Source organism: Empedobacter sedimenti, assembly GCF_030005555.1.
Classification (GTDB): Bacteria; Bacteroidota; Bacteroidia; order Flavobacteriales; family Weeksellaceae; genus Empedobacter; species Empedobacter sedimenti.
In genome coordinates this window covers 289,281-308,740 of sequence record NZ_JASCQG010000001.1, presented here as the reverse complement: position 1 = coordinate 308,740, position 19,460 = coordinate 289,281, and the positions used below count along the sequence as shown (strand labels likewise).

The window sequence follows — 19,460 nt, the reverse complement described above, 5'->3', positions numbered from 1 at the left end:
TAAAGATTTATTTTTTATTGATCCATTCAATTAAACATTTTTCATAAAATGCGATGGGAATATCTCGAAGTATTTCATTTGTAAAAACATTTTCAATGCTTACTGTACCTTTTCTGAATGTTAAATCGAAAGCATTTCCAACTCCAATTTCTTGATAATCGCGTCCGCTTTGTTGAAACTCGTGAAGTAATTTTAATTCATATGCTCCACCAGCAGATTGTACATCCATCTGGAAATATTCAGAAAGTAATTTGTAGGTTTTTGGAACAATTAGTTCTTTGTAACTGTCGTTATTAATGATTACTTCCATTTTAAAACTATTATTCATTCAAAAATTTGTCCCAATCATCCTTTTTGATAATGGTGAAATCGCTGATGAATTCCTCAAATGTATTTGCGATTTTTCCAACGGAACTATCATCTTGCCAAAATTCCCAAATCGACATATCTTTAAGATTGAAAAATAAGGCAGAATCATCACCCATTTGTCCGAAATAAAGATTTTCCGTTAGCGTATTACCGTCTATTTCATTTTCTGTATCGCGACAATAGAGTTGTGTGGTGTTTTTTCTCGCAAAATAATCTTCCATTAAAATGGTCAACATTTGATAACTTTTGTGAAGTTTATCATAAGGTTGAAGTAGATTTTGAACAGAGTGAAAATCCACTTCCTCCTCATTTGCTAATTCTATCAGTAAAATATTTTCAAATGATTCTAAAATATTTTTATAGGAGCTTGGTAACGTATTACCTATTTTTTCCTCAAGCTGTTGTATTTGTAGTTTCATCATTTATTTATTTCAAAAGTTTATATTCACACATCGGAAAATCGTGCATGATCCATTTTTCTTTGTATAATTCGGGACCAAATTCTTCGTAAATATCAATCAAGTTTTTTCTGACTTGGTTGATGTATTTGGGTAATGTAGTTGTTCCTGTTAGGACTATTTTATAGTCGTCTTCAGCAACCAAGTTTTTACTCGCCCAATGTTCGTACCATCTTACTTCATAATCAATGGTATTTTCATCCGCTTTTTTTAATACCAACCAATGTTCGCCAGGTTCATCCATAAAAACGACAGTTTTCTCATTTTTAGTTTTCAGTTGCAATGCAGATTCGGCAAGATTTTTAAGCGAATCGTGCAAATAAGAAGGCGATAAAACGACTTCTTTGTATCCGTTGCTGATTTTGACAATTGCCCAACCCGCATTTTCCAATTTATAATCTATTTCCATCTACTAACTATTTACTTCATCGATGGTTTCGTCAATTAATTGATCCAATTTTTGTTTCTTAAAACCAATTCTGCTTCCAACTTCGTACATCCAATCCACATGGTAATCAAAATCTCGATTGATGCTTGTATTCAGGCATAATTGAACTGTTTTGATTTCCAAATTATTGTTGATGTCATATCCTTTTTTTGAACTTCCTCGTAATTTGGAAACGTAAGTTGCATGCACGTCCATTTGTTCTTCGGAAATCTCAAAATCTCCATTATTCGTCCAATAAGTCGTTGCATCATCTACAATTTCCTGAATGTTTTCAGGTAATTTATGATAAACCTTCTTCGTCATTTTTAATGCGACCAAAGCATAAATAAGAGTTGCTTTTTCTTGTGATTCTTCATCATAAATATCTTCTAGTTTTGTCATTGCTTAGGATTAATAGTTGTACTTTGAATTTATCTTGATAATACGTTTATTTATCGTTCCAAATAATGTCTTGGTTCTTGTATTGACCTGGTAAGTAGTTTATTGAATCGTTAATCGTGTCGTACGGAGCATCTTGAATAGTTTCCCATTCAGCATCGCAACTAAAACGATTGATTGATTTGCTTTTTTCGTATTGACATATCGCAAGTCCAAATATCTGTTCTGCTTCTGTATGCGCTATATTTTCAACAAATCCAAAAGGAAATTGTCCTGACCAAGCCCATTTGATAACCTTTGCACCATCGATATATTCTGGTGGTCTATTTGTTGAATATTCTGCGTTTTTCATTCTAGGGAAGCAAACTGATTAATATTAAAGCGCTGATTAAAAGTACCAAAAATCCACTTACAAAAAATGAAATAAGGTAATACGAGCCGCTTTTGGGTTTCTTTTGTACACTGTTGACAATAAACACAATGAGGGTATATAAAATTCCTGCTCCAAAAAATAGCATCAATGCGATATAAATTAAAGCGCCTTCTAAGTTTAAGTTTGCGGATGATAGCATAATGGTCGTGTTTTAAAGATTGATCCACATGGATTGTACTTTCGAAAAATCCATTCTATTAGAAATTTTGGTGACACTTAATTCTGTTGAAATCACGATTGTAAAAAATGTCGTCACCAAGACAAATATCATTGATAATATAATTGTTCCAACTTTGGTTATACGTGGTTTTAGCCAAAAAAAAATAGCCAAAAAGACAGCATAAAATATAGCAAAGTCTAAACTAAATTTCCAAAAATCGACTTGTATGCTTAGACTTGTTGCACCGTCTTGCATAATTGGAAAAAAATGACCGTATAATTTTGGCGCCCAATCCACTTGATCTGCAGCCTCTGTTTTAAGTAAAGTCAAAATAAAAACAATACTCGTCACAAAAAATGGAATAATATATTTTTTGAAAAATACGTTCATAATTTCCAATTGAATTTTGTGAGTTGATTGGTGATTTCTTGCGAAACAATTTCCAATGAAATTTCATCATCAACTTTGGTTAAAATAAGCATAGATCCGTACTCCAAAACGCCTCCCGTATTGAATTCTAATTCTTTGATTTTGACAGATTTCGTGATGCCGTTGACATCCAATTCTTGATGAAAAGCTTCGCCTGTGTGACCATAAAAATGATACTGAAAAATCAATTCATCTAACACGTTTCGGATCTCAGTCATACCGTATCCACGTTGACTTCCATCATCTTTGTCGTGTGTAATTAAAACATCAAATTGTTCGTTTGACTTAATCAGTTTCTTAATTTCCTTTTTTTCATAATCTTGGATAAAACGCTGTTCAGAACGGTTTTTGCGATCGCCAATACGCCCAATCCCTACAAAAGAAAGCGTTTCGTTATCTTTTTGGAGCAGCTGTTTTTTTCCTGATTTGCAAACAAAAACTCGGTTGTAAACATCAATAGGAAAGCGATTCTCCAAAGAATTATTTTGTTCGATCGCATTCAAAAACTCATGATCTTCGTGATTACCGCGAACACAAATCATATCCAAATTCAGCTCCTCTAAAAAAGTCTTGATTTCTGGATTTGGCTTTGTGAAATCATCATAAAAACCCAATTCGTCACGATCAGCTTTTGCGTGTTTTAAGGTTGCTTTATCCAAGTTTTCGAGTTTTGGATAAGCGCCCATATCGCCGCATTGCAAGATGAAATCTATCTTGTGACCAGTCTGTTTTTGGTAAAGATCTACCAGCGTAAAAGGCAATAATATTTTACCATGAATGTCAGCGAAAAGTGCAATTTTCATTGTTTTGTGTTTTAATCAAGGTTTAGACTTTCGGTGGCGATTCGTTTTGTTTTTTCAGTTGCGGACAAAGTTCCTCTGGAAGACAAACGATCTTCGATTAAATCAATTTTTAAAGATTTGATGTTTTTCGGAATCTCGATTTCTCTTTGTTGCTCGTAGTTGTAGCCTTCTATTCCCGAACCTTCTTTACCAGAAATATAAACCACTTCTACAATTACTTTTAAGTTCAGCTGATTATTGACAACCTCTTGTTCAGTACGGATTTTTTTGACTTTATTGATGGACAATCCGTTTGAGACAATATTGCCTTGAATTTTGAAATCGACTTTATTCGCTGATTTGTTTAGGATTGTAATTTTCGGTTCTACCGCTTCCAAAGAAGCTTTTGGGAAATATTGCAAAGCGCTGGAATCGACAACCTCCGAAATTGTGATTTCTTCCTGTGGTCGTTGTTGCACACAACCCATCAATAGTATATTTAGTAATAATGTAATTGTTTTCATGTTCAGAGTATTGGGAAAAAATCAAACAGTTCGCTTGTCATTAATTTTAATTGAGGTTTGGTATTTGGTGCTTGTGGAGGTCTTTCTTCATATAATTCTACATTAATCAGTTGCGCGCCTTCGGGCACTTTGCAAACAACCTTTGTCGTATAGTTGTAGCCTTGCACATTGGCATTTTCCTTGCCTGTAACACGTTCTATTTCGACAATATATTTTAGCGTGATATCGTTTCCATATAGGTCGCCTTGTTCCAATCGGACGCCTTTAACTTTTCTACGAGAAAGTCCACCAGAACCTATCTTTCCTTGCAACTTCAAAGTAAGTTCGTTATCGATTCTACTAATCATAATGATCTGCGGTTTTAACGAGGGGGTGATAGGAACGTAAGTCGATCGGTAACCAATCCTTCCAGTTTCTGCATTTTTTACGCTTACGTGCGCCGGTGCCGCAAGGATAGGTTTTGTCTGTATGTTTTTCCGCCCAACACAACTCAAAAGACTTAGCAAAAAGGCCATATAAAGTAATTTCATATTTTTTTTATAAAATTACTTCTTCTAATTGCTCTAAATAATCGCTATTTTCAGCTAATTTTCAGTGATAATTTCGGTTAGTTGGCTAAATTTTAGCTTCACCGTTTTAATAGAATCAACAGCAATGAGCATTTGATGATTGTTATTTTCATCAAGATAAATATTATTGATTCTTGCGCCTAAATTGTCTTCACCGTCTTCGTGGTAGGATTCCGTAAGTTCGGAAATCCATTTTTCGCAAGTAATGCTATTAGATATATTTTCTAAAACCAACTTTACTTTTGGTCGATTAGGATAGAGAATATTGTACAATGAAATTGTTAACTCCAACTTATTTTGTTGAAATTGAATAGTTTCTAAAATGGCATCGTGGTAGTTAAAGCTAAGATTATCCATCATTAAATCATTATAATTTCCACAGTTGCACCAAGTTTTTCTAATTGTTGAACACTATTTTCCATCCATCTATAAGTGCCTTTATGGTACAAAATACGGTCTTGTTTGCTCAATTGCAAGGCTTCTGTTCCTGATAAATTAAATTTTTCTTTAAGTATGGAAACGATTTTCATTTTATTTGGACCAATATCTGTAATGTACAATTCGGCTTCACGCCAGTCGCTTTGCTCATATTTTTGAGCTAAGTTGTTTTCATCAATTTCAGTAAGATTATGACAACTTTCTAGCACTTCATTCCAAAATTCGTTCGTTGAGTTTCCGTCAATTTCAAGAAGTTTTAGTAACTCTTCTTTATTGAAGCGATGCTGATAAATCGCTTTTATTTTTTGATGAAAAGCGTCAATAGAATCAGCAATTTTTCTCGGAGTCCATTTTCCAGCTCCATGATATGCAAAATATACTGGGAAATTTTGAGAAGCTTCATTGAAGTCAATAAAAAAAGGATCAGCGAAATAATTGGTCGCAATAACAAGCCAACTTTCTTTAAAATCACCCTCTTTTTGACCATACAAAAACGTGTTGTTTACCGAATTGTAGGCATAACCATCTTGAAAATCAAAAACATTTTCTAGAGTTGGATAATTTTCTGGTAAACACAAGTCTTCAATTACCAAGTTGCTTTTTAGAAATTCGATTAAAGTAGGAAATTGGTAGATTTTCGACTGTATTTTTTTGTTTTCCTCATGAAAAAAATGGAGTTGCTCATCTGATTGTTGAATCTCATCATTATCCACATTGTTAAACGGAAATTTTCTATCCATCCAGTGCGATAAATTGCGATCTAGTATTTTTAAATCAGCCTCGATCAAGGTTCCATAAGAAGTTAAATAGACTTTGGTGTCATTTTTATTTGTAGAAATCACAGCAACTTGTCCACCAGAATCATCTGCGATTGGGATATAATTGGGTAAATATTCTTCAAATTCGTAAGTCGTGTAACGCTCTTCAATCGCTTCTTGATCTTGAAAAACACGCACAACATCATAGACAATTTCGGTGTCAAATGTATCTTGAAATGCTTCAATAAATGTGTGCCAATGTTGAGGAAGTTTCATGTTTGTTGGTTTTCATTAGAACATAATTCATAAGCCGCCGTTGATAATTGATCAGCTGAAAGATATATTTCGCTGCGGTAATCTTCGGGATAATAGTTGGCATCATTAAATAAAACAGAAACCATATCTACTAGTATCATAGCTATTTCTTTTGGAATAGAATCCTCTTTTTTTAAAATAACAGTAAGTTGAGCAAAATCGGCGAGGATTTCATTTAATAATTGCTGATCCACACCTTCAACATCGTGTACTTTTTGAATAAAATTCAGAAGATCAGTTTCGATTTTTTTAGTTAATTTTTTTCTATTCATTTTATTCCAATTCAAGGTCTATATAACAGTTTTCTGCTAATTGGTGGTCTTTGATATATTGCTTTTCCCAATCTCGAAATCCTTCGGGTTCAATTTCGCTAATGCCACGGTGCCAATACAATTCTCCGTGCGCGAGAAGCATTGCCCAATGATATTCCAATTCATGTTGGTAAAAGAAAAGACCTTCATAATCCTTATTTTCTATGTCTTTCACTAAGCATTTATACAGATGCGACTTCTCTAAAATCTCCTTCGCTTCCTCGGTTGTCTTGTGGGCATAATTTACAATAATGGCCTCGATAATTGTACACCAAGTCCGAAAATTAAAGATGGTTTGCTCTTTTGGATTTTCAGGATTTATGAATAAAATATTGTCTTCGCGTTCCATTTTATCTATTCATTTTCTTCAAAATATTCATATTCCCAAGTGATTTTCTTTCCTTGATTATTTTCGAGATAGATGATGTCGTTGTTTTCATTGAACTTCTGAATCATAAAATCACCTTTGTTATTCTTTACTAAAGTTTGATTTCCAGCCGCATCGTATTCAAACCAAGTTTCTTCGTTATAGTTGTTTTTAATATGAATGATTTGATTTTTACTATCGTAAGTTTTCCATTCTTCCCATTCATTGCTTTCCGATTTGTAGTAGATTTCATTGTCGTTTTCATCGTACTGATATTCATCTAACGAACCGTAGGAAGTCCAATATTTGAGCAAATTACCGCGCTCATCGTATTCGTAATGTTGCGAATCTCCACCCGTATTTTTGGTTTCAATTAGCTTCGCATTTTCATTATAGGTAAACCATTTTTCTTCGATATCTTCTTCAGTTTTGTCAAAATTTTTGAAATAAATGACATCTCCATTTTCATTATATTCGAGCGAAATAGTTTGATAAGGCGAATCTTCATAAATCACTTTATTTTGTTGATTGTAGGCAAATTTTGAAATAGATTCAATCTCTTCTTGGATAGATTTTCGTTCAATAATATTGCGTTGATTATCGTAAGTTGCCCATTCTTCATAAGCATTGTTTCGTTTGAAATGAATGCGGTTTCCGTTTTCATCAAAATCATGAAGAGCTTCAAAACCATTCGTCATTTTTTCGTGAATAAGGTTTCCTTTTTCATCATATTCATTAAAAGTTTCGACGCCATTTTCATCTTTTCTGTAAATGATTTGATTAGCAACTTCGTCCTCTTTTTTGAATAATTGATATTTGTTTTCAGAAAGAATTTTTCCCGTTTTTTGATCAATTTCTTTACTATATTTTATCAGTTTCATGATTGTTGTCTTTTATAAACGTTTTGTTGCGGTATTTTAGCTTGAATAAGCCACTTTTTGCGTCAGTATTCCAACCCAAATTTATGGCTTCTTCAATGCATTTTCGGATAAAAGCGGGCGTAATCACTTGGGGTTCATAATCAGCTGGTTCGTTTTCTTTATCATTCATATACAGCCAAGAATCATAATAACCAATATCAATGTCTAATTTATTTTGACGCTGATGATCAGGTCTTATTTTGATGATATTATGAAACATCCAATGAAAACCGATCTCGTTTACGATTATTTTTCTAAAACTATTTCTCATCACTAATCTTTATATTCTTTGCCTGTGTAAATATCGATATAGAAGTACAAGCCTTCATTGTTTGGTTGTTTTATGTACACTGTGCCATTGTTGTAGATAGAATTATAGGATTTGTCACCGATTTGTTGTTTCGTTTTATTGTCGAACAAAATATAATCCCCATCTTTTTCCTTTTGCAATGAAAACACGTTGTTTTTGGCGTCTAAGGAGTAGATGTAGTTATAGTTTGGTTCTATCTCCCAACGATTGGTTTGGATATTCCAAATTCCTGTTTTGTTACAATTTTGTTTGTCGCATAAACTGATAATGTACAGATTTTCAGTGTCGTAAACATAAGATATTTTGTCAATTTTATTGTATTTTGCCATTTCATCTTTAGGCATAATCATGTGCTTGTCTGGCCAAACTAAATTACCAACGCGATCCAGAATAAAGAAATCTTTGACATTGATTTTATCCAATAAATTGCCGTTTTGATCTACGTAAAGCCAATCATACGCCCAAACTTCATGATCGTAATTGAATTTTCCCAATATAAAATAAGGCGAATTGTTGACCGAATAAACCAACGAAACGTCTTTTAAGAAAGTAAGTTGTGCGGCTGAAGCATTTTTTATTTCCTTTGGAAAAGCTTTGTCGTATTCGGGATAAACATAAATTTCCTTTGTTTTCGGATTTTGTAAAAGCTTTGGAACATCGGGCGCATAACGATCTTGATTAATGGAATCTAAGACAAATGCTTGTTGATTTAAGATCAATTCAATTTTATCCGTTCCAGTTAAATCAGCTAAAATTGCTTTTTTGCTTTTGATGTCGTAAATACTAAATTTATCCGAACTACTCGGAATGTATCGCCCTTTGTCTAAAGCCAAATAAATATCGGATTTTACTTTTTTGAATTTCTTATTTTTGAATTCATACAAATTGTCATTCATCAAAATGTGATTTTCGTCCAAGTCATTATAACGGATGTCGAAATATCCCTCATTATAGGGAACATCTTTTGAAAGCAACAATTGATTGGTTTCTAAAACCCGGATTTCCGTTTTTCGGTAAGTTTGTGTCGTCTTGATCCCGCTAGCCATAATGTTCCATTCCCATTTCCAAAAAGGCACTTTTTTATCATATTCGAGTTCCTTTTTGATCAATGTCAAATCCTTAACTGTATTCAGACTAATGGATTCATTGGTGTAATCAACCACAATTTTACCATGAGAATCAATGACGGCATTTTGTCGATCACTATTTTCTACAATTGCATAGCCAGTTTGCGTAAATTTGTCCGCTTTTACAAATGCAGCGTCTAATTGCTGTTTCATGTTTTTGTCCACATACACATAATCATTAATCGCAGTGTGATACGGAATCCAATTCACAGCAGCGGGATTTATCTTTGCTTCTCGATTTTGTTGTGCACAAGCTGTCATTGCAAACAAGTTTAGTAATGATATTAAGATGTAATTCTTCATGAAGTTGTTTTCTAAAGTTTTGGCAAGCCTAAAAGTTCTCGATCAATTTCGATTTCATTTTCTTCGGCATGATTTAGCCATTCCATGAATTTTTCTTGGTTATGAAATTCTGAATCCTTTCGATAATGAAACAACAATTGTTTTACAGCATGAGGATAATGGTTAATGAGCATTGCTTTTTCATAATAAGCGATTGCTTTTTTGATGTTTATTTTCAGTCCGCCTAAACCTTCTTCATACATAATGGCATAGTAAATAGGCGAATATGCTTCGTCATAATCTTTTTTTATCAAACTTAAAACCTTCTTGTATTCGTCTTTGTTGAAATAGATATACGTTATTTTATCATGGTTGAACGAATAATTTTTCTCTGCTTTCAAATAATACATTAATGCCGTATCATAATCTTGCTCTACCAATTCTCCAAAATAATACAGATCACCTAAATTGGTCCAGCCCAAACCGTTTTTCAATTCACCTGCTTTGGTGTAAGCTTCTATTGCTTTTTCTGTATTTTGGTCAAATCCATAACCATTTTGCAAATGATATCCTATATTATTCCACGCATTTCTATCTCCTAATTTTGCGGCTTTTTGATAGAGTTCATTCGCTTTATTAATGTTGTAATAGGTTTCATTTTCCTCATTTGCATAGATAATTCCCAACTCGGTCATCATTTGCGGATGCAAACGCTCAGCGCCTAATTCCAATACTTTGATTGCTTCAGCAGTATTATCTTGCCGAATCAGCTCCATCGAAAGTTCATACAAACTCTGATCATCAAAATACTGATAATATGCCGCACCCTGATTTTCTTTCCAAGTTGAATAAAATTTTGTGAAAGCCTGCAAATCATTTCCTCTTAAATTGTGGCGATGGTTGTATTGATAACCCATTTCTTCAGCCGTTATTTTTAGGATTTCATTATGTTGATCAAGTGTCCACAATTCATCGTTTTGATACAGCAATAATTGTTGGTTTTCGCGATCGATAGGTTCCGAAATGTATGTGTAATTTTCACTTAATTGATTGGTTTCTCCATTCCAAAACAACATGCTATTTTTCAACTGAACACGCAAAAAATATTGATCAAGATGTTCTATTTTGCTATAAATTGGGTTTGGTTCAATAAACCATTTTTCATGCGCAGCATCAAAAAGTCCAGTTCCGTTTGCTGTCACAAGTACATAAAGATTCTTGAAATAATTTGGCAAATAATCAATAGATACTTTTGAAATCGAAATATCTTCTATTAATTTTTTATGTTGTGCAGTGTCATAAATAAACCACTCGCCGTTTTTAAGAAAAGCAAAAGATTGATAATTTGACAATGTGATAATTTGATCGATCTCTGATTCGATTAGTTCAGCCTTAGCGTTGAGAACAACAATTTTCTTTTGCCATTTATTGGGTTTTGCGTAATAATATCCATTGGGTAAGGCTTCCAACACATCTTCAACAAATTCTCCTATGAAAACGCCCTTCATGTTGTAATATTTTCTTTTAGAAGAAGCTTTTATTTTGGTGAAAAATAAATTAGAATAGTCAAATTCAAACGGATATTCGCTTTTTAAATCTCCAATGTTTTCATGATCCAGATTAACCAAATAATACAAATCCTCTTTTTTGGCATTGAAATGTTTTCTACCAATCCATTCCAATTCATCGTATTCCAGAGGAATTAATATTTTATTTTCTTTCACATGAAGCAAACCTTGTTTTCCATCTTTGCTTACAAATGCGGCTTGTGTTACTGTATAATCGTCTTCATGCGTGTGATTAAAAATGTCAAAGATTTCGTTTGCGTCGTCGTAAATAGGAGGGACAATTTCAATTCCTTTGGTATTGATGTACCCAAATTGATCCTCTTTCTTCATAACAGCAACGTCCGCTACAAAATCAAAAATCTCTTGGTAAATAGCTGGAGCTAGGATTTTACCTTTAGCATCTTGCAATCCTTCTAATTCATTTTCAATAAAAACTTCGGCATAACCATGTTTGTAAGCATCATCGTTCCAATAACCAAGACCATAATGTATCCAATCGGTTTGTAAAATGTCTAAAAACGAGGTATAACCCGACATTTTTACCAATTCATTCAACGGATCTAAGGATAATTCTTTTATAGCTTTCTCATATAGAAGCGCTTGCTCTTTGATTTGAATCACCCAATCTTTGGCTTGCTGCGTATGTCGTTCCTCGTTCATGTTAAAAACATCCGTGCCATTAATTTGAAAGGTATCGTAAGGTAAATCTTCTAAAAAATCAAACATCTGATTTACAGGCTCTGTGAACGCTTTTTTGTAGGTTAATTGATAGTTGGTACCCAACAAATCATAGAAACGTCTCAAGTTGGATATGCCTTGCATTTTATCTGCATACAATTGCGTGCCTTTGCTACGAATGTTTGCCCCAAAAAGAGGTAAAAGCAGAGCCGGCAATTCGTAATTCCATTCGCCTAAATAATGCGGATAGCTTTCACCTGTTTCGTTTTGAATATTGTAGATATAAATACGATGTGCCATTTGTTTTTTTTAAAATATCAGAATACTAAAATAGCGATTACTTGTGTCTGAAATAATCGCTATTTTCGGGGATATCGTGTTTTGCAGTGTAATTCTACCAAATTCTTCGTCTTTCGTTTCAAAATTGATGACGTGAAATTTTCTCCATAAATCACAATTGGACTCAAAACATAATTTGCAATGACAGGAATCAAGATGGGTGTCAGTTGTTGTTTCATTGTTTAATAATATTATTTGTGATAAACTCTCAAAGATTTGATTTCGTAGGTGTCTTTATCAAGAGTACTTACTTTAAGAGAAACGTTTTTTTGGTTGAGCTCAGTATAATAGTAACTAGAGTCTGCATTGTATTTGAATATTTTATTTAATTGAGATTTTGAGATTATAGGTGAAAAGTTGTTTTTAAAATTGACTTTATTCAATTTTGAAATTTCATATTTAATGAAAGAACTTGAATCGAAGTATGTATTCTTCTCTATGTATAAATTTAATCCTAACTCTTTATTAGAAAATTTGTAGGTAATATTATATAGATTGTAATCATTTCCACAATACTCTAAAGTGTCATTTATAGGATAATCGTTTTGGATAGAATCTTTCACAAATGTTAGGTCATGTATTTGACTAAATTTTTCAAAATCATTGATTGAAGATTGGTTTAATTTCAAACCTTCTATTTCCCAATTTTTGTCAATGGAAATAAGATCCTGGTTTTTTTTGTATGGATTACAGCTTAAAAGAAGCATTGGAAGTATGGTTAGTACAATTATTTTCATTATCACTGTTTTAAAAATAGAATCGCTCTTATTATAAATAAAGTTGAGCGATTCTTAAAATAGGTAGGTTAGTAAAGATTCATTTTTCTTAATGATTAGTTTTATGAATCAATTATAGTTCAAATGTCCTGAATATTTTTGATGTGTAAAATCCCTAGAATTAGCTAATTTGTGTAGAAAAAAAAATCGCTTAAGTAGAGAACTAAGCGATTTTTTTAAAAGTAATGTAGTTAAGGTAATAAGAATTGGTTAGTAATCTTATTGAGATATTAGTTGGTTGTTTTACTTTTTCAAAGTTGAGGTTATTTTAGCGATTATAAAATACCTATAAATAGTGATATTTTACGGTTTTGTAATTAACCCATATTCAATAGCAGATGTAATAGCAGAACTAAGGTTTGATGTTTTAAATTTCTCAATCAAATTTTTACGGTGGCTATCAACGGTGTGTGTGCTTATAAATAGTTTGTCTGCAATTTGTTGTGTTGTTAATCCTTGTGCAGCTTCTATCAAAACTTCTTTTTCGCGTCGAGTAAGTTTAGGAATAATATTCAAACCATCTTTTTCCTTTTTATTCATTACACTTTTGGTTTGAGAGCAAAGAAATTTTTTGCCATCAAAAATTGAATTAATTCCTTCTAAAATCTCATCAACAGAAGCGTTTTTCTGAATATAACCAGAAGCACCTTCTTCTAAACAGCTATTAATAACAGCATACTCGTTGTGTACACTTAGCATAATGATATGCATATCAGGATATTTTTTCTTGAAAGGTTTAATCAATTCAATACTATTGGTATCCGATAAATTGATGTCTAACAAAAGAATGTCAATTTCTGTTGTTTTTAAAGCTTCTTGTAATTGATTTGCAGAAGAATAACAGTCAACAACTTGAATATTTGGTTGATTGCTCAAAATATTACGTAAACCTTCTAATAATAAAGGATGATCGTCTGTAATAGCTATTTTTATCATATAAATTATATTTTTGGGAATTGGAATTCGATACTTGTTCCTAAATCGATTTCTGAATGTATATTTAAGTTTCCTTTTAAGAATTGAACTCGTGATTGTATATTGTGTAAACCTGCTGATTGCGTAAGTTTTGTATTATTCATATCAAAACCTTTCCCATCATCTTCTACGGTTACTGTATAATTGTTTTCATCTTCTACAAACTGAATGATAATTTGTTCTGCTTGAGCATGTTTGATAGCATTATTCACTAATTCTTGAATGATACGATAAACTAATAATTGATTTTCCTTGTCAAGCGATTTTGTGTAGCTTAAAAATTGAACATCAATATCTAAATGATCATTTGACATTCTTATTGCATATTCTTTCAAAGCTTCTTCTAATCCATATTTTATAAGTAAATCTGGCATTAAATTATGTGCCACACGGCGTAATTCATCAACCGCTCCGTCCAATTGATGTATAGATTTTGCCATATCTTTTTTAGAATGATCATCAATCTTATCGTTAAGATGAGTTAACTGAATTTTAGTTCCAGAAAGTAATCCTCCTAAACCATCATGTAAATCGCGTGCAAGACGAGCACGTTCTTGCTCTTGTCCATCAAGAAGTGCAGTTAAAGTAGAAATTTTAGAATTTTGACGTTCTTGTTCTATTTCTAATTTATATAGTTCTTCACGTTGTTTTAGATGTTTGTTACGTTGTTTCAGAGCATAAAGTAATAAACCAAGTAATGCGATAAAAAAGATAATTGAAAAGATGTAGTATTTGTTTAGTTTATTTTTAAAATTAAGTTCAGAAATATAATTGACTAATTCATCTTTCCTATTTTTATTTTCAAGTTTTGATAATTTTAAATTCTGCTCAGAAATTGTTAACTCTTGAGTTCGTTTATCAGATTCTAATCTCGTTAATCTTAATTGTTTACGTTGAAACTCTTCACTCAGTTTAGTATTTTCTAATTCTTGCTTTTGTTGTATTCCCAAAGAATGCATTAATTGTATTTGTTGTTCTTTTTTTTCAGTCTCTAATTGCATACGAATTAATTGCTGTTGTTGACGTTCTTTATTAAACTGAGCTTCTAATCGTTTACTAATTTGGGCCTGTTCATTATCATATATTTCTTTATACATTGATGTGTACAATTTATGATAACGTAATGCTTCTTTAAAATTTCCCTCTTTGACTTCAATTTCAGATAAACTAAGATAAAGCGATTGTAGTATGTTTTTATCAGGAATAGCATTCTCATTAACTTTTATAAGCGAGTTAAGTAAATAATTTTTGGCTGTATGAATATCATTTTTCTGTATTGCTAATTCTGCTAAAATACCATTTGCCGCTGCAACGTGATCTGATTGATTTGTTTGTAAGGCAATTTCTTTTGCTAATTCTGCGTATTTTGTGACTTTTTCTTGATAGTTTTTTGGGTAAAAGTTGAGATATAAATTAGCTAAATTTATTGCTACAAAAGACAAGTCTGTAGGAGTTATCATCTCCTTTTTATTTTTATAATACGTGTCAATTGCGTTGCTATAATATTTTTCAGCTAGATCTCGTACAGATGTATTAGTATTATTTTGCATAAACTTTTGCTCATATAAATAACCAATTGACATGTACGATGCAAAAATTAAATTCGGATTATCTTGTTTTAAGGCAACATCCAAAGCTAGTTTACTATATTTCTCTTGTAATTCATATTCATCCCATCTCGAATAAATTCCTGTTAATTGGTTGTATACAGAAGTCATCCTTGTAAGAACAACAGGAGTAGGAGATGCTTTATCATAAAATTTTAGAGCTTCAATAAAATTTTTGACAGCTTTAGCATCTTCATTATTTCTTAGGTTTAACCAACCTTCTGAATATTTTACATAACCTTTAGTCGAATTATCTGTTGTTCTTTCGCTATAATAAATTGCTTTTTGTAAATCTAGTTTCGATGCAGTAATATTATCTTCAATTCTCTTATTCATTGCAGAAATAGAATACAAGTATGCTGCATGTTTTCCGTCTTTTAGATTTTCGGCTGTTGCAATATTTTGTTTTAGAATAGAGAAAGCTTTGTCTTTTTGGTTGTTAAAAAACAGAGCTTGTGCGTATTTACCTGCAAGTTCGTAACGTTCGGTAGAATTTGCTTTTGTGTTGTTATATTGCTTCTCGAAATTTGTTAAAACTTCTTGCGCATTTGTAATTCCACTTATCATACATACGATAATGACAATAAGTTTAAAAAAGAGAATTTTTAAAGCGTAATTATTTTTTAACATATTCTGAAGTTGGTTTTTTTATTTTAGCGAATATAATGTCTTTTGTAGAATGAAAGAAACTAAAACAATCCGAAGATTGCTTTAGTTTGCTAGATAAATTTAAGTTAGAGGTTTTGATATAAGTTATTTCGTAAAATTAATATGAATGTTAAAATATTCTCCTTTCTGAAGAACACCATCTAAATTTCTATCAATTATCAGTAGTATATTTATTTCTGTATTATCGTAGATATTCCAATCCATTTCAACATCGTATTGATAAACGCCTTTTAAAGTCCATTTATAAACATCCCAAGACGCTGATGTTCCTGATTTTTCTACTCTTTTATCTTTATTGGATGAGTAGTATAAATATTGATGTCCGTCTGATGATAGAAATGGATAATAAACTATTCCATTTTTTTTTGCAGCAAAACCACTACCAGCTTCAAATCCTGGAATACTCTCTATTATAGTTCCATCCTGCAAATCATAATCTAATTTATTATCTGTTACGATAGCTTGAGCAGCATAGAAAAGATTTTTCTTTTCTTGATAAGGTTTATTCAAATATTCAATACTAAATTCAGCTGCATTCAACTTAATAGTTTGCGTTTCATCATATATATTAAAGGTTTGATGTCCTTGTTTAATTACAATATTATCTGTAGAGTATTCTTGCGCTTGTACAAAACTAACAAGTAAATTAAATAAACTTATAAGGATTATTGTTTTCATATTTTTTTCCAATATTTATTATAGCTAAATTAGTAGAAATCTATTATTAAAAAATCACTATAAATATTGAATTTAGTCTTGTAAAGATTTTGAAAAATGAAAAAACCAAGTACTTTTACGTATATATTAACCTTAAACCATTATTATGTCTTTTATTAATAGAAGGTCATTATTTTTATTCACTATTCTCCTAAATAATCTTGTTTTTACATATGCACAAACTAAAATAGATCCAATCAAAAAAGAGAAATTTGATTCTGCTTTGAATGTTTATATTTTAGATATGAGTAAAACCAATATCATAGGTAAGAAAATGTTAGTATATGCTCAAACAGACTACGAAAAATCATTGTCCTATAATATTCTTGCAGAAGATCAAATAAGTAACTCTAATTATGCTAAAAGCGTAGATTTTTTAGAAAAATCAATTTATCATATTAAGAAAACAGATTCTACTCAATTGTATTTAAGAATTTTAGGAACTATTATAGTTGCTTATCGTCAAGCAGGTTTGGTAAACGAGTCTGATTCTAATTGGAACTTATTTGTAAAAGAAAGTAAAAAGATTTCTGAAAAAGATCGTGAGGCAAATTTATTATTTGTAAGGTCAAGAATGTATGACATTGATAAAAATTATTGTAAATCTGCTGAAACTAGAGGTAAATTCTATAACATTTTTAAGGATAGATTGAGTAAAGGAGAGGTAGGAGATGCTTTTAATTTTGCAATTATTATTCAGATTGTATATGATAATTATAAATGTGGAAATATTGATGCGTCTAAAAAAGCAATGATTGAAGCAGATTCTATTTTGTCTAGAATGAAACAACGCGACAACATTTTTATGTATGAGTTTTATTTGTTAGATAAAGCGTTGTTTTATGTGCATTCTAAAGAACTTGATCATGCGAAAAAAGCTTTTGATGATGCGTATAGTTTAAGTGTAAAAGTGAAGTCCAATAGTATTCAGAAAGTAATTTTGGAAGAACGACTGAATGCAAATATAGATACTGCTGAAGAAAAACTGAAATTGTATGAAGCTTTAGATCTTTTAACAGAGAAAGAGATTAAGGCTACAAAAAGAATTACTGAAAAAGAGACAATAAAAAGTAAACAAGAATTAGAAATAATACAAAATAATAAAAAGACTTACTTGATTGTTTCAATTGTTATTGTTGTAGTCCTAGTGTTGTGCATTATTTATTATTATCGACGCAATAGGAAACTAAAAGCTAGTTTTTTAAAAATTATTGATGAACTAGAAAATCCAATCGTAGAAAAAGTAATTAAAGAGGAATTAAATTCTTCAGAAAAATTGATCAAGAATGATAAAACTGAGCAAGATATTTTGAAGAATTTACGTGTTTTTGAACAAAAGAAATTATTTAATACAAAAGGAATTTCAGCAGCTCAAATGGCCGTTATGTTAAAAACGAATACGAAGTATCTGACTTATATTTTGAAAGAGCATAGAGATTCTGATTTTTATAATTATATTAATGCAAAAAGGATAAACTATATCGTAAAAGAGTTACACGATAACCCTGCTTTATTACAATATAAAATAGCAGTTTTATCTGACATGTGTGGGTTCAATTCACATAGTCAATTTGCAAGTATTTTTAAGTCTATTAAAAATATATCTCCTTCTCAATACATTCAATTCTTGTTAGAAAATCAAAAGAAAAATTAGTTGTTTTTTTAATAAAATTGATAACTTACACATTCAATTTTGTAAAAAATAAACCTTTATATGCTAAATTTTGAGCAACCACATTTAAGAACAAATATCCTTACAGGAGAACAGATATTAGTGTCTCCGCATCGTAGTAAACGTCCGTGGCAAGGTCAGGTAGAAGATACACAAGAAGAGAAAAGACCGCAATACGATGATACATGCTATTTGTGTCCAGGAAATAAGCGAGCAGAAGGGCAAATAAATCCTAATTATTCGGATAGTTTTGTTTTTACTAATGATTTTTCGGCTTTGTTAGATTCGACAGAAGAAGAAACTTATAACGAGAATAATTTGCTGAAAGCTGAAGCTGAGAAAGGAATTTGTAAAGTGATTGCATTTTCTCCTCGCCATGATTTAACGCTTCCAGAATTGGAGGTTGACGAAATCAAAAAAGTGGTTGATGTTTGGCAAAATGAATTTGCTGGATTAGCTAAAAATGAATGGATAAAATATATTCAGATTTTCGAAAATAAAGGTGCGATTATGGGATGTAGTAATCCGCATCCGCATGGTCAAATTTGGTCGCAACAATCATTGCCTTCTGAAATCGTAAAAGAAACAAAATATCAAAAAGAGTATTTCGAAAAGAATGGCAAATCTCTTTTAACGGCATATTGGCAACAAGAAGAAAAAGACAAAACACGTGTTGTAATTAATAATGAACATTTTATTGTTGTAGTTCCATTTTGGGCAGCTTGGCCGTATGAAACGCTTGTGATTAGTAAAAGACATGTGCAAGATATTTCTCAATTTACTGAAGAAGAAAAAAATGATTTAGCCAAAACATTGAAAGAATTGACAACTCGTTACGATAATATTTTCAAAATATCTTTTCCATATTCGGCAGGTATGCATCAAGCGCCTGTAAATACGGATGAGGTCGATTTTTGGCATTGGCATATGCATTTTTATCCTCCTTTATTGCGTTCTGCAACTGTCAAAAAATTTATGGTTGGATATGAAATGTTAGGAAATCCGCAACGTGATATTAAGCCAGAATTTGCAGCAGAAGTTATTAGAAATCAATCCACAAAACATTATAAAACCATTTAAA

At 31.5% G+C, this 19,460-nt stretch carries 24 protein-coding genes; 2 read left to right on the top strand and 22 right to left on the bottom strand.

What is annotated here, in order from left to right:
* Window positions 1-7 precede the first annotated feature (7 nt).
* From QHG34_RS01615 to QHG34_RS01510, 22 genes are all read right to left on the bottom strand, one after another.
* Window positions 8-328: a hypothetical protein gene (locus tag QHG34_RS01615; RefSeq protein WP_282628361.1), complete on the bottom strand. Its 321-nt coding sequence runs from the start codon at window positions 326-328 to the stop codon at window positions 8-10.
* Window positions 321-791, bottom strand: a complete 471-nt coding sequence (locus QHG34_RS01610; RefSeq protein ID WP_282628360.1) for an SMI1/KNR4 family protein — start codon at window positions 789-791, stop codon at window positions 321-323. The genes QHG34_RS01615 and QHG34_RS01610 overlap by 8 nt, the downstream gene beginning before the upstream one ends.
* 4 nt (window positions 792-795) lie before the next feature.
* Window positions 796-1,236 (bottom strand): hypothetical protein, encoded by a 441-nt coding sequence (locus QHG34_RS01605; protein ID WP_282628358.1) that lies wholly within the window; start codon window positions 1,234-1,236, stop codon window positions 796-798.
* A 3-nt stretch (window positions 1,237-1,239) separates the two neighbouring features.
* Window positions 1,240-1,656: a hypothetical protein gene (locus QHG34_RS01600; protein WP_282628357.1), complete on the bottom strand. Its 417-nt coding sequence runs from the start codon at window positions 1,654-1,656 to the stop codon at window positions 1,240-1,242.
* Between the two features lie 46 nt (window positions 1,657-1,702).
* The gene (locus tag QHG34_RS01595) at window positions 1,703-2,005 is read right to left on the bottom strand and encodes a hypothetical protein (protein ID WP_282628356.1); all 303 of its coding nucleotides are present in this window, start codon (window positions 2,003-2,005) and stop codon (window positions 1,703-1,705) included.
* A gap of 232 nt (window positions 2,006-2,237) precedes the next feature.
* Window positions 2,238-2,636 (bottom strand): hypothetical protein, encoded by a 399-nt coding sequence (locus tag QHG34_RS01590; protein WP_282628355.1) that lies wholly within the window; start codon window positions 2,634-2,636, stop codon window positions 2,238-2,240.
* Window positions 2,633-3,478 (bottom strand): metallophosphoesterase, encoded by an 846-nt coding sequence (locus QHG34_RS01585; RefSeq protein WP_282628354.1) that lies wholly within the window; start codon window positions 3,476-3,478, stop codon window positions 2,633-2,635. Before QHG34_RS01585 ends, QHG34_RS01590 begins: the two co-directional genes overlap by 4 nt.
* Window positions 3,479-3,489: 11 nt before the next feature.
* Window positions 3,490-3,981 (bottom strand): hypothetical protein, encoded by a 492-nt coding sequence (locus tag QHG34_RS01580; RefSeq protein ID WP_282628352.1) that lies wholly within the window; start codon window positions 3,979-3,981, stop codon window positions 3,490-3,492.
* A gap of 2 nt (window positions 3,982-3,983) precedes the next feature.
* Window positions 3,984-4,511: a hypothetical protein gene (locus QHG34_RS01575; protein WP_282628351.1), complete on the bottom strand. Its 528-nt coding sequence runs from the start codon at window positions 4,509-4,511 to the stop codon at window positions 3,984-3,986.
* Between the two features lie 54 nt (window positions 4,512-4,565).
* Window positions 4,566-4,907 (bottom strand): hypothetical protein, encoded by a 342-nt coding sequence (locus tag QHG34_RS01570; RefSeq protein WP_282628349.1) that lies wholly within the window; start codon window positions 4,905-4,907, stop codon window positions 4,566-4,568.
* A gap of 2 nt (window positions 4,908-4,909) precedes the next feature.
* Entirely contained in the window at window positions 4,910-6,022 is a 1,113-nt protein-coding gene (locus tag QHG34_RS01565) for an SMI1/KNR4 family protein (protein ID WP_282628348.1), read from the bottom strand.
* On the bottom strand, window positions 6,019-6,333 hold the full coding sequence (locus QHG34_RS01560) for a hypothetical protein (protein ID WP_282628347.1): 315 nt from the start codon (window positions 6,331-6,333) through the stop codon (window positions 6,019-6,021). Before QHG34_RS01560 ends, QHG34_RS01565 begins: the two co-directional genes overlap by 4 nt.
* 1 nt (window position 6,334) lies before the next feature.
* Window positions 6,335-6,721 (bottom strand): hypothetical protein, encoded by a 387-nt coding sequence (locus QHG34_RS01555; protein WP_282628346.1) that lies wholly within the window; start codon window positions 6,719-6,721, stop codon window positions 6,335-6,337.
* A 5-nt stretch (window positions 6,722-6,726) separates the two neighbouring features.
* The gene (locus QHG34_RS01550) at window positions 6,727-7,620 is read right to left on the bottom strand and encodes an RHS repeat domain-containing protein (RefSeq protein ID WP_282628344.1); all 894 of its coding nucleotides are present in this window, start codon (window positions 7,618-7,620) and stop codon (window positions 6,727-6,729) included.
* The gene (locus tag QHG34_RS01545) at window positions 7,601-7,930 is read right to left on the bottom strand and encodes a hypothetical protein (RefSeq protein ID WP_282628343.1); all 330 of its coding nucleotides are present in this window, start codon (window positions 7,928-7,930) and stop codon (window positions 7,601-7,603) included. Before QHG34_RS01545 ends, QHG34_RS01550 begins: the two co-directional genes overlap by 20 nt.
* 2 nt (window positions 7,931-7,932) lie before the next feature.
* Window positions 7,933-9,399, bottom strand: a complete 1,467-nt coding sequence (locus QHG34_RS01540; RefSeq protein WP_282628342.1) for a hypothetical protein — start codon at window positions 9,397-9,399, stop codon at window positions 7,933-7,935.
* A gap of 11 nt (window positions 9,400-9,410) precedes the next feature.
* On the bottom strand, window positions 9,411-11,924 hold the full coding sequence (locus QHG34_RS01535; protein WP_282628341.1) for a tetratricopeptide repeat protein: 2,514 nt from the start codon (window positions 11,922-11,924) through the stop codon (window positions 9,411-9,413).
* A gap of 59 nt (window positions 11,925-11,983) precedes the next feature.
* Window positions 11,984-12,142: a hypothetical protein gene (locus tag QHG34_RS01530; protein ID WP_282628340.1), complete on the bottom strand. Its 159-nt coding sequence runs from the start codon at window positions 12,140-12,142 to the stop codon at window positions 11,984-11,986.
* 12 nt (window positions 12,143-12,154) lie between these two features.
* Entirely contained in the window at window positions 12,155-12,700 is a 546-nt protein-coding gene (locus tag QHG34_RS01525; protein ID WP_282628339.1) for a hypothetical protein, read from the bottom strand.
* 342 nt (window positions 12,701-13,042) lie between these two features.
* The gene (locus QHG34_RS01520; protein ID WP_282628338.1) at window positions 13,043-13,675 is read right to left on the bottom strand and encodes a response regulator transcription factor; all 633 of its coding nucleotides are present in this window, start codon (window positions 13,673-13,675) and stop codon (window positions 13,043-13,045) included.
* Window positions 13,676-13,680: 5 nt separating this feature from the next.
* Complete coding sequence (locus tag QHG34_RS01515) at window positions 13,681-15,951, bottom strand: ATP-binding protein (protein ID WP_282628337.1); 2,271 nt, start codon at window positions 15,949-15,951, stop codon at window positions 13,681-13,683.
* Between the two features lie 123 nt (window positions 15,952-16,074).
* A complete protein-coding gene (locus QHG34_RS01510) occupies window positions 16,075-16,668 on the bottom strand; it encodes a hypothetical protein (protein ID WP_282628336.1) in 594 nt (197 codons plus the stop codon).
* Window positions 16,669-16,813: 145 nt separating this feature from the next.
* On the opposite strand from QHG34_RS01510, the gene QHG34_RS01505 reads away from it, so the two are divergent.
* Together QHG34_RS01505 and QHG34_RS01500 are read left to right on the top strand one after the other, a co-directional pair.
* On the top strand, window positions 16,814-18,361 hold the full coding sequence (locus tag QHG34_RS01505; RefSeq protein ID WP_282628335.1) for a helix-turn-helix domain-containing protein: 1,548 nt from the start codon (window positions 16,814-16,816) through the stop codon (window positions 18,359-18,361).
* Between the two features lie 60 nt (window positions 18,362-18,421).
* Window positions 18,422-19,459: a UDP-glucose--hexose-1-phosphate uridylyltransferase gene (locus QHG34_RS01500; protein WP_282628334.1), complete on the top strand. Its 1,038-nt coding sequence runs from the start codon at window positions 18,422-18,424 to the stop codon at window positions 19,457-19,459.
* Window position 19,460: the final 1 nt, after the last annotated feature.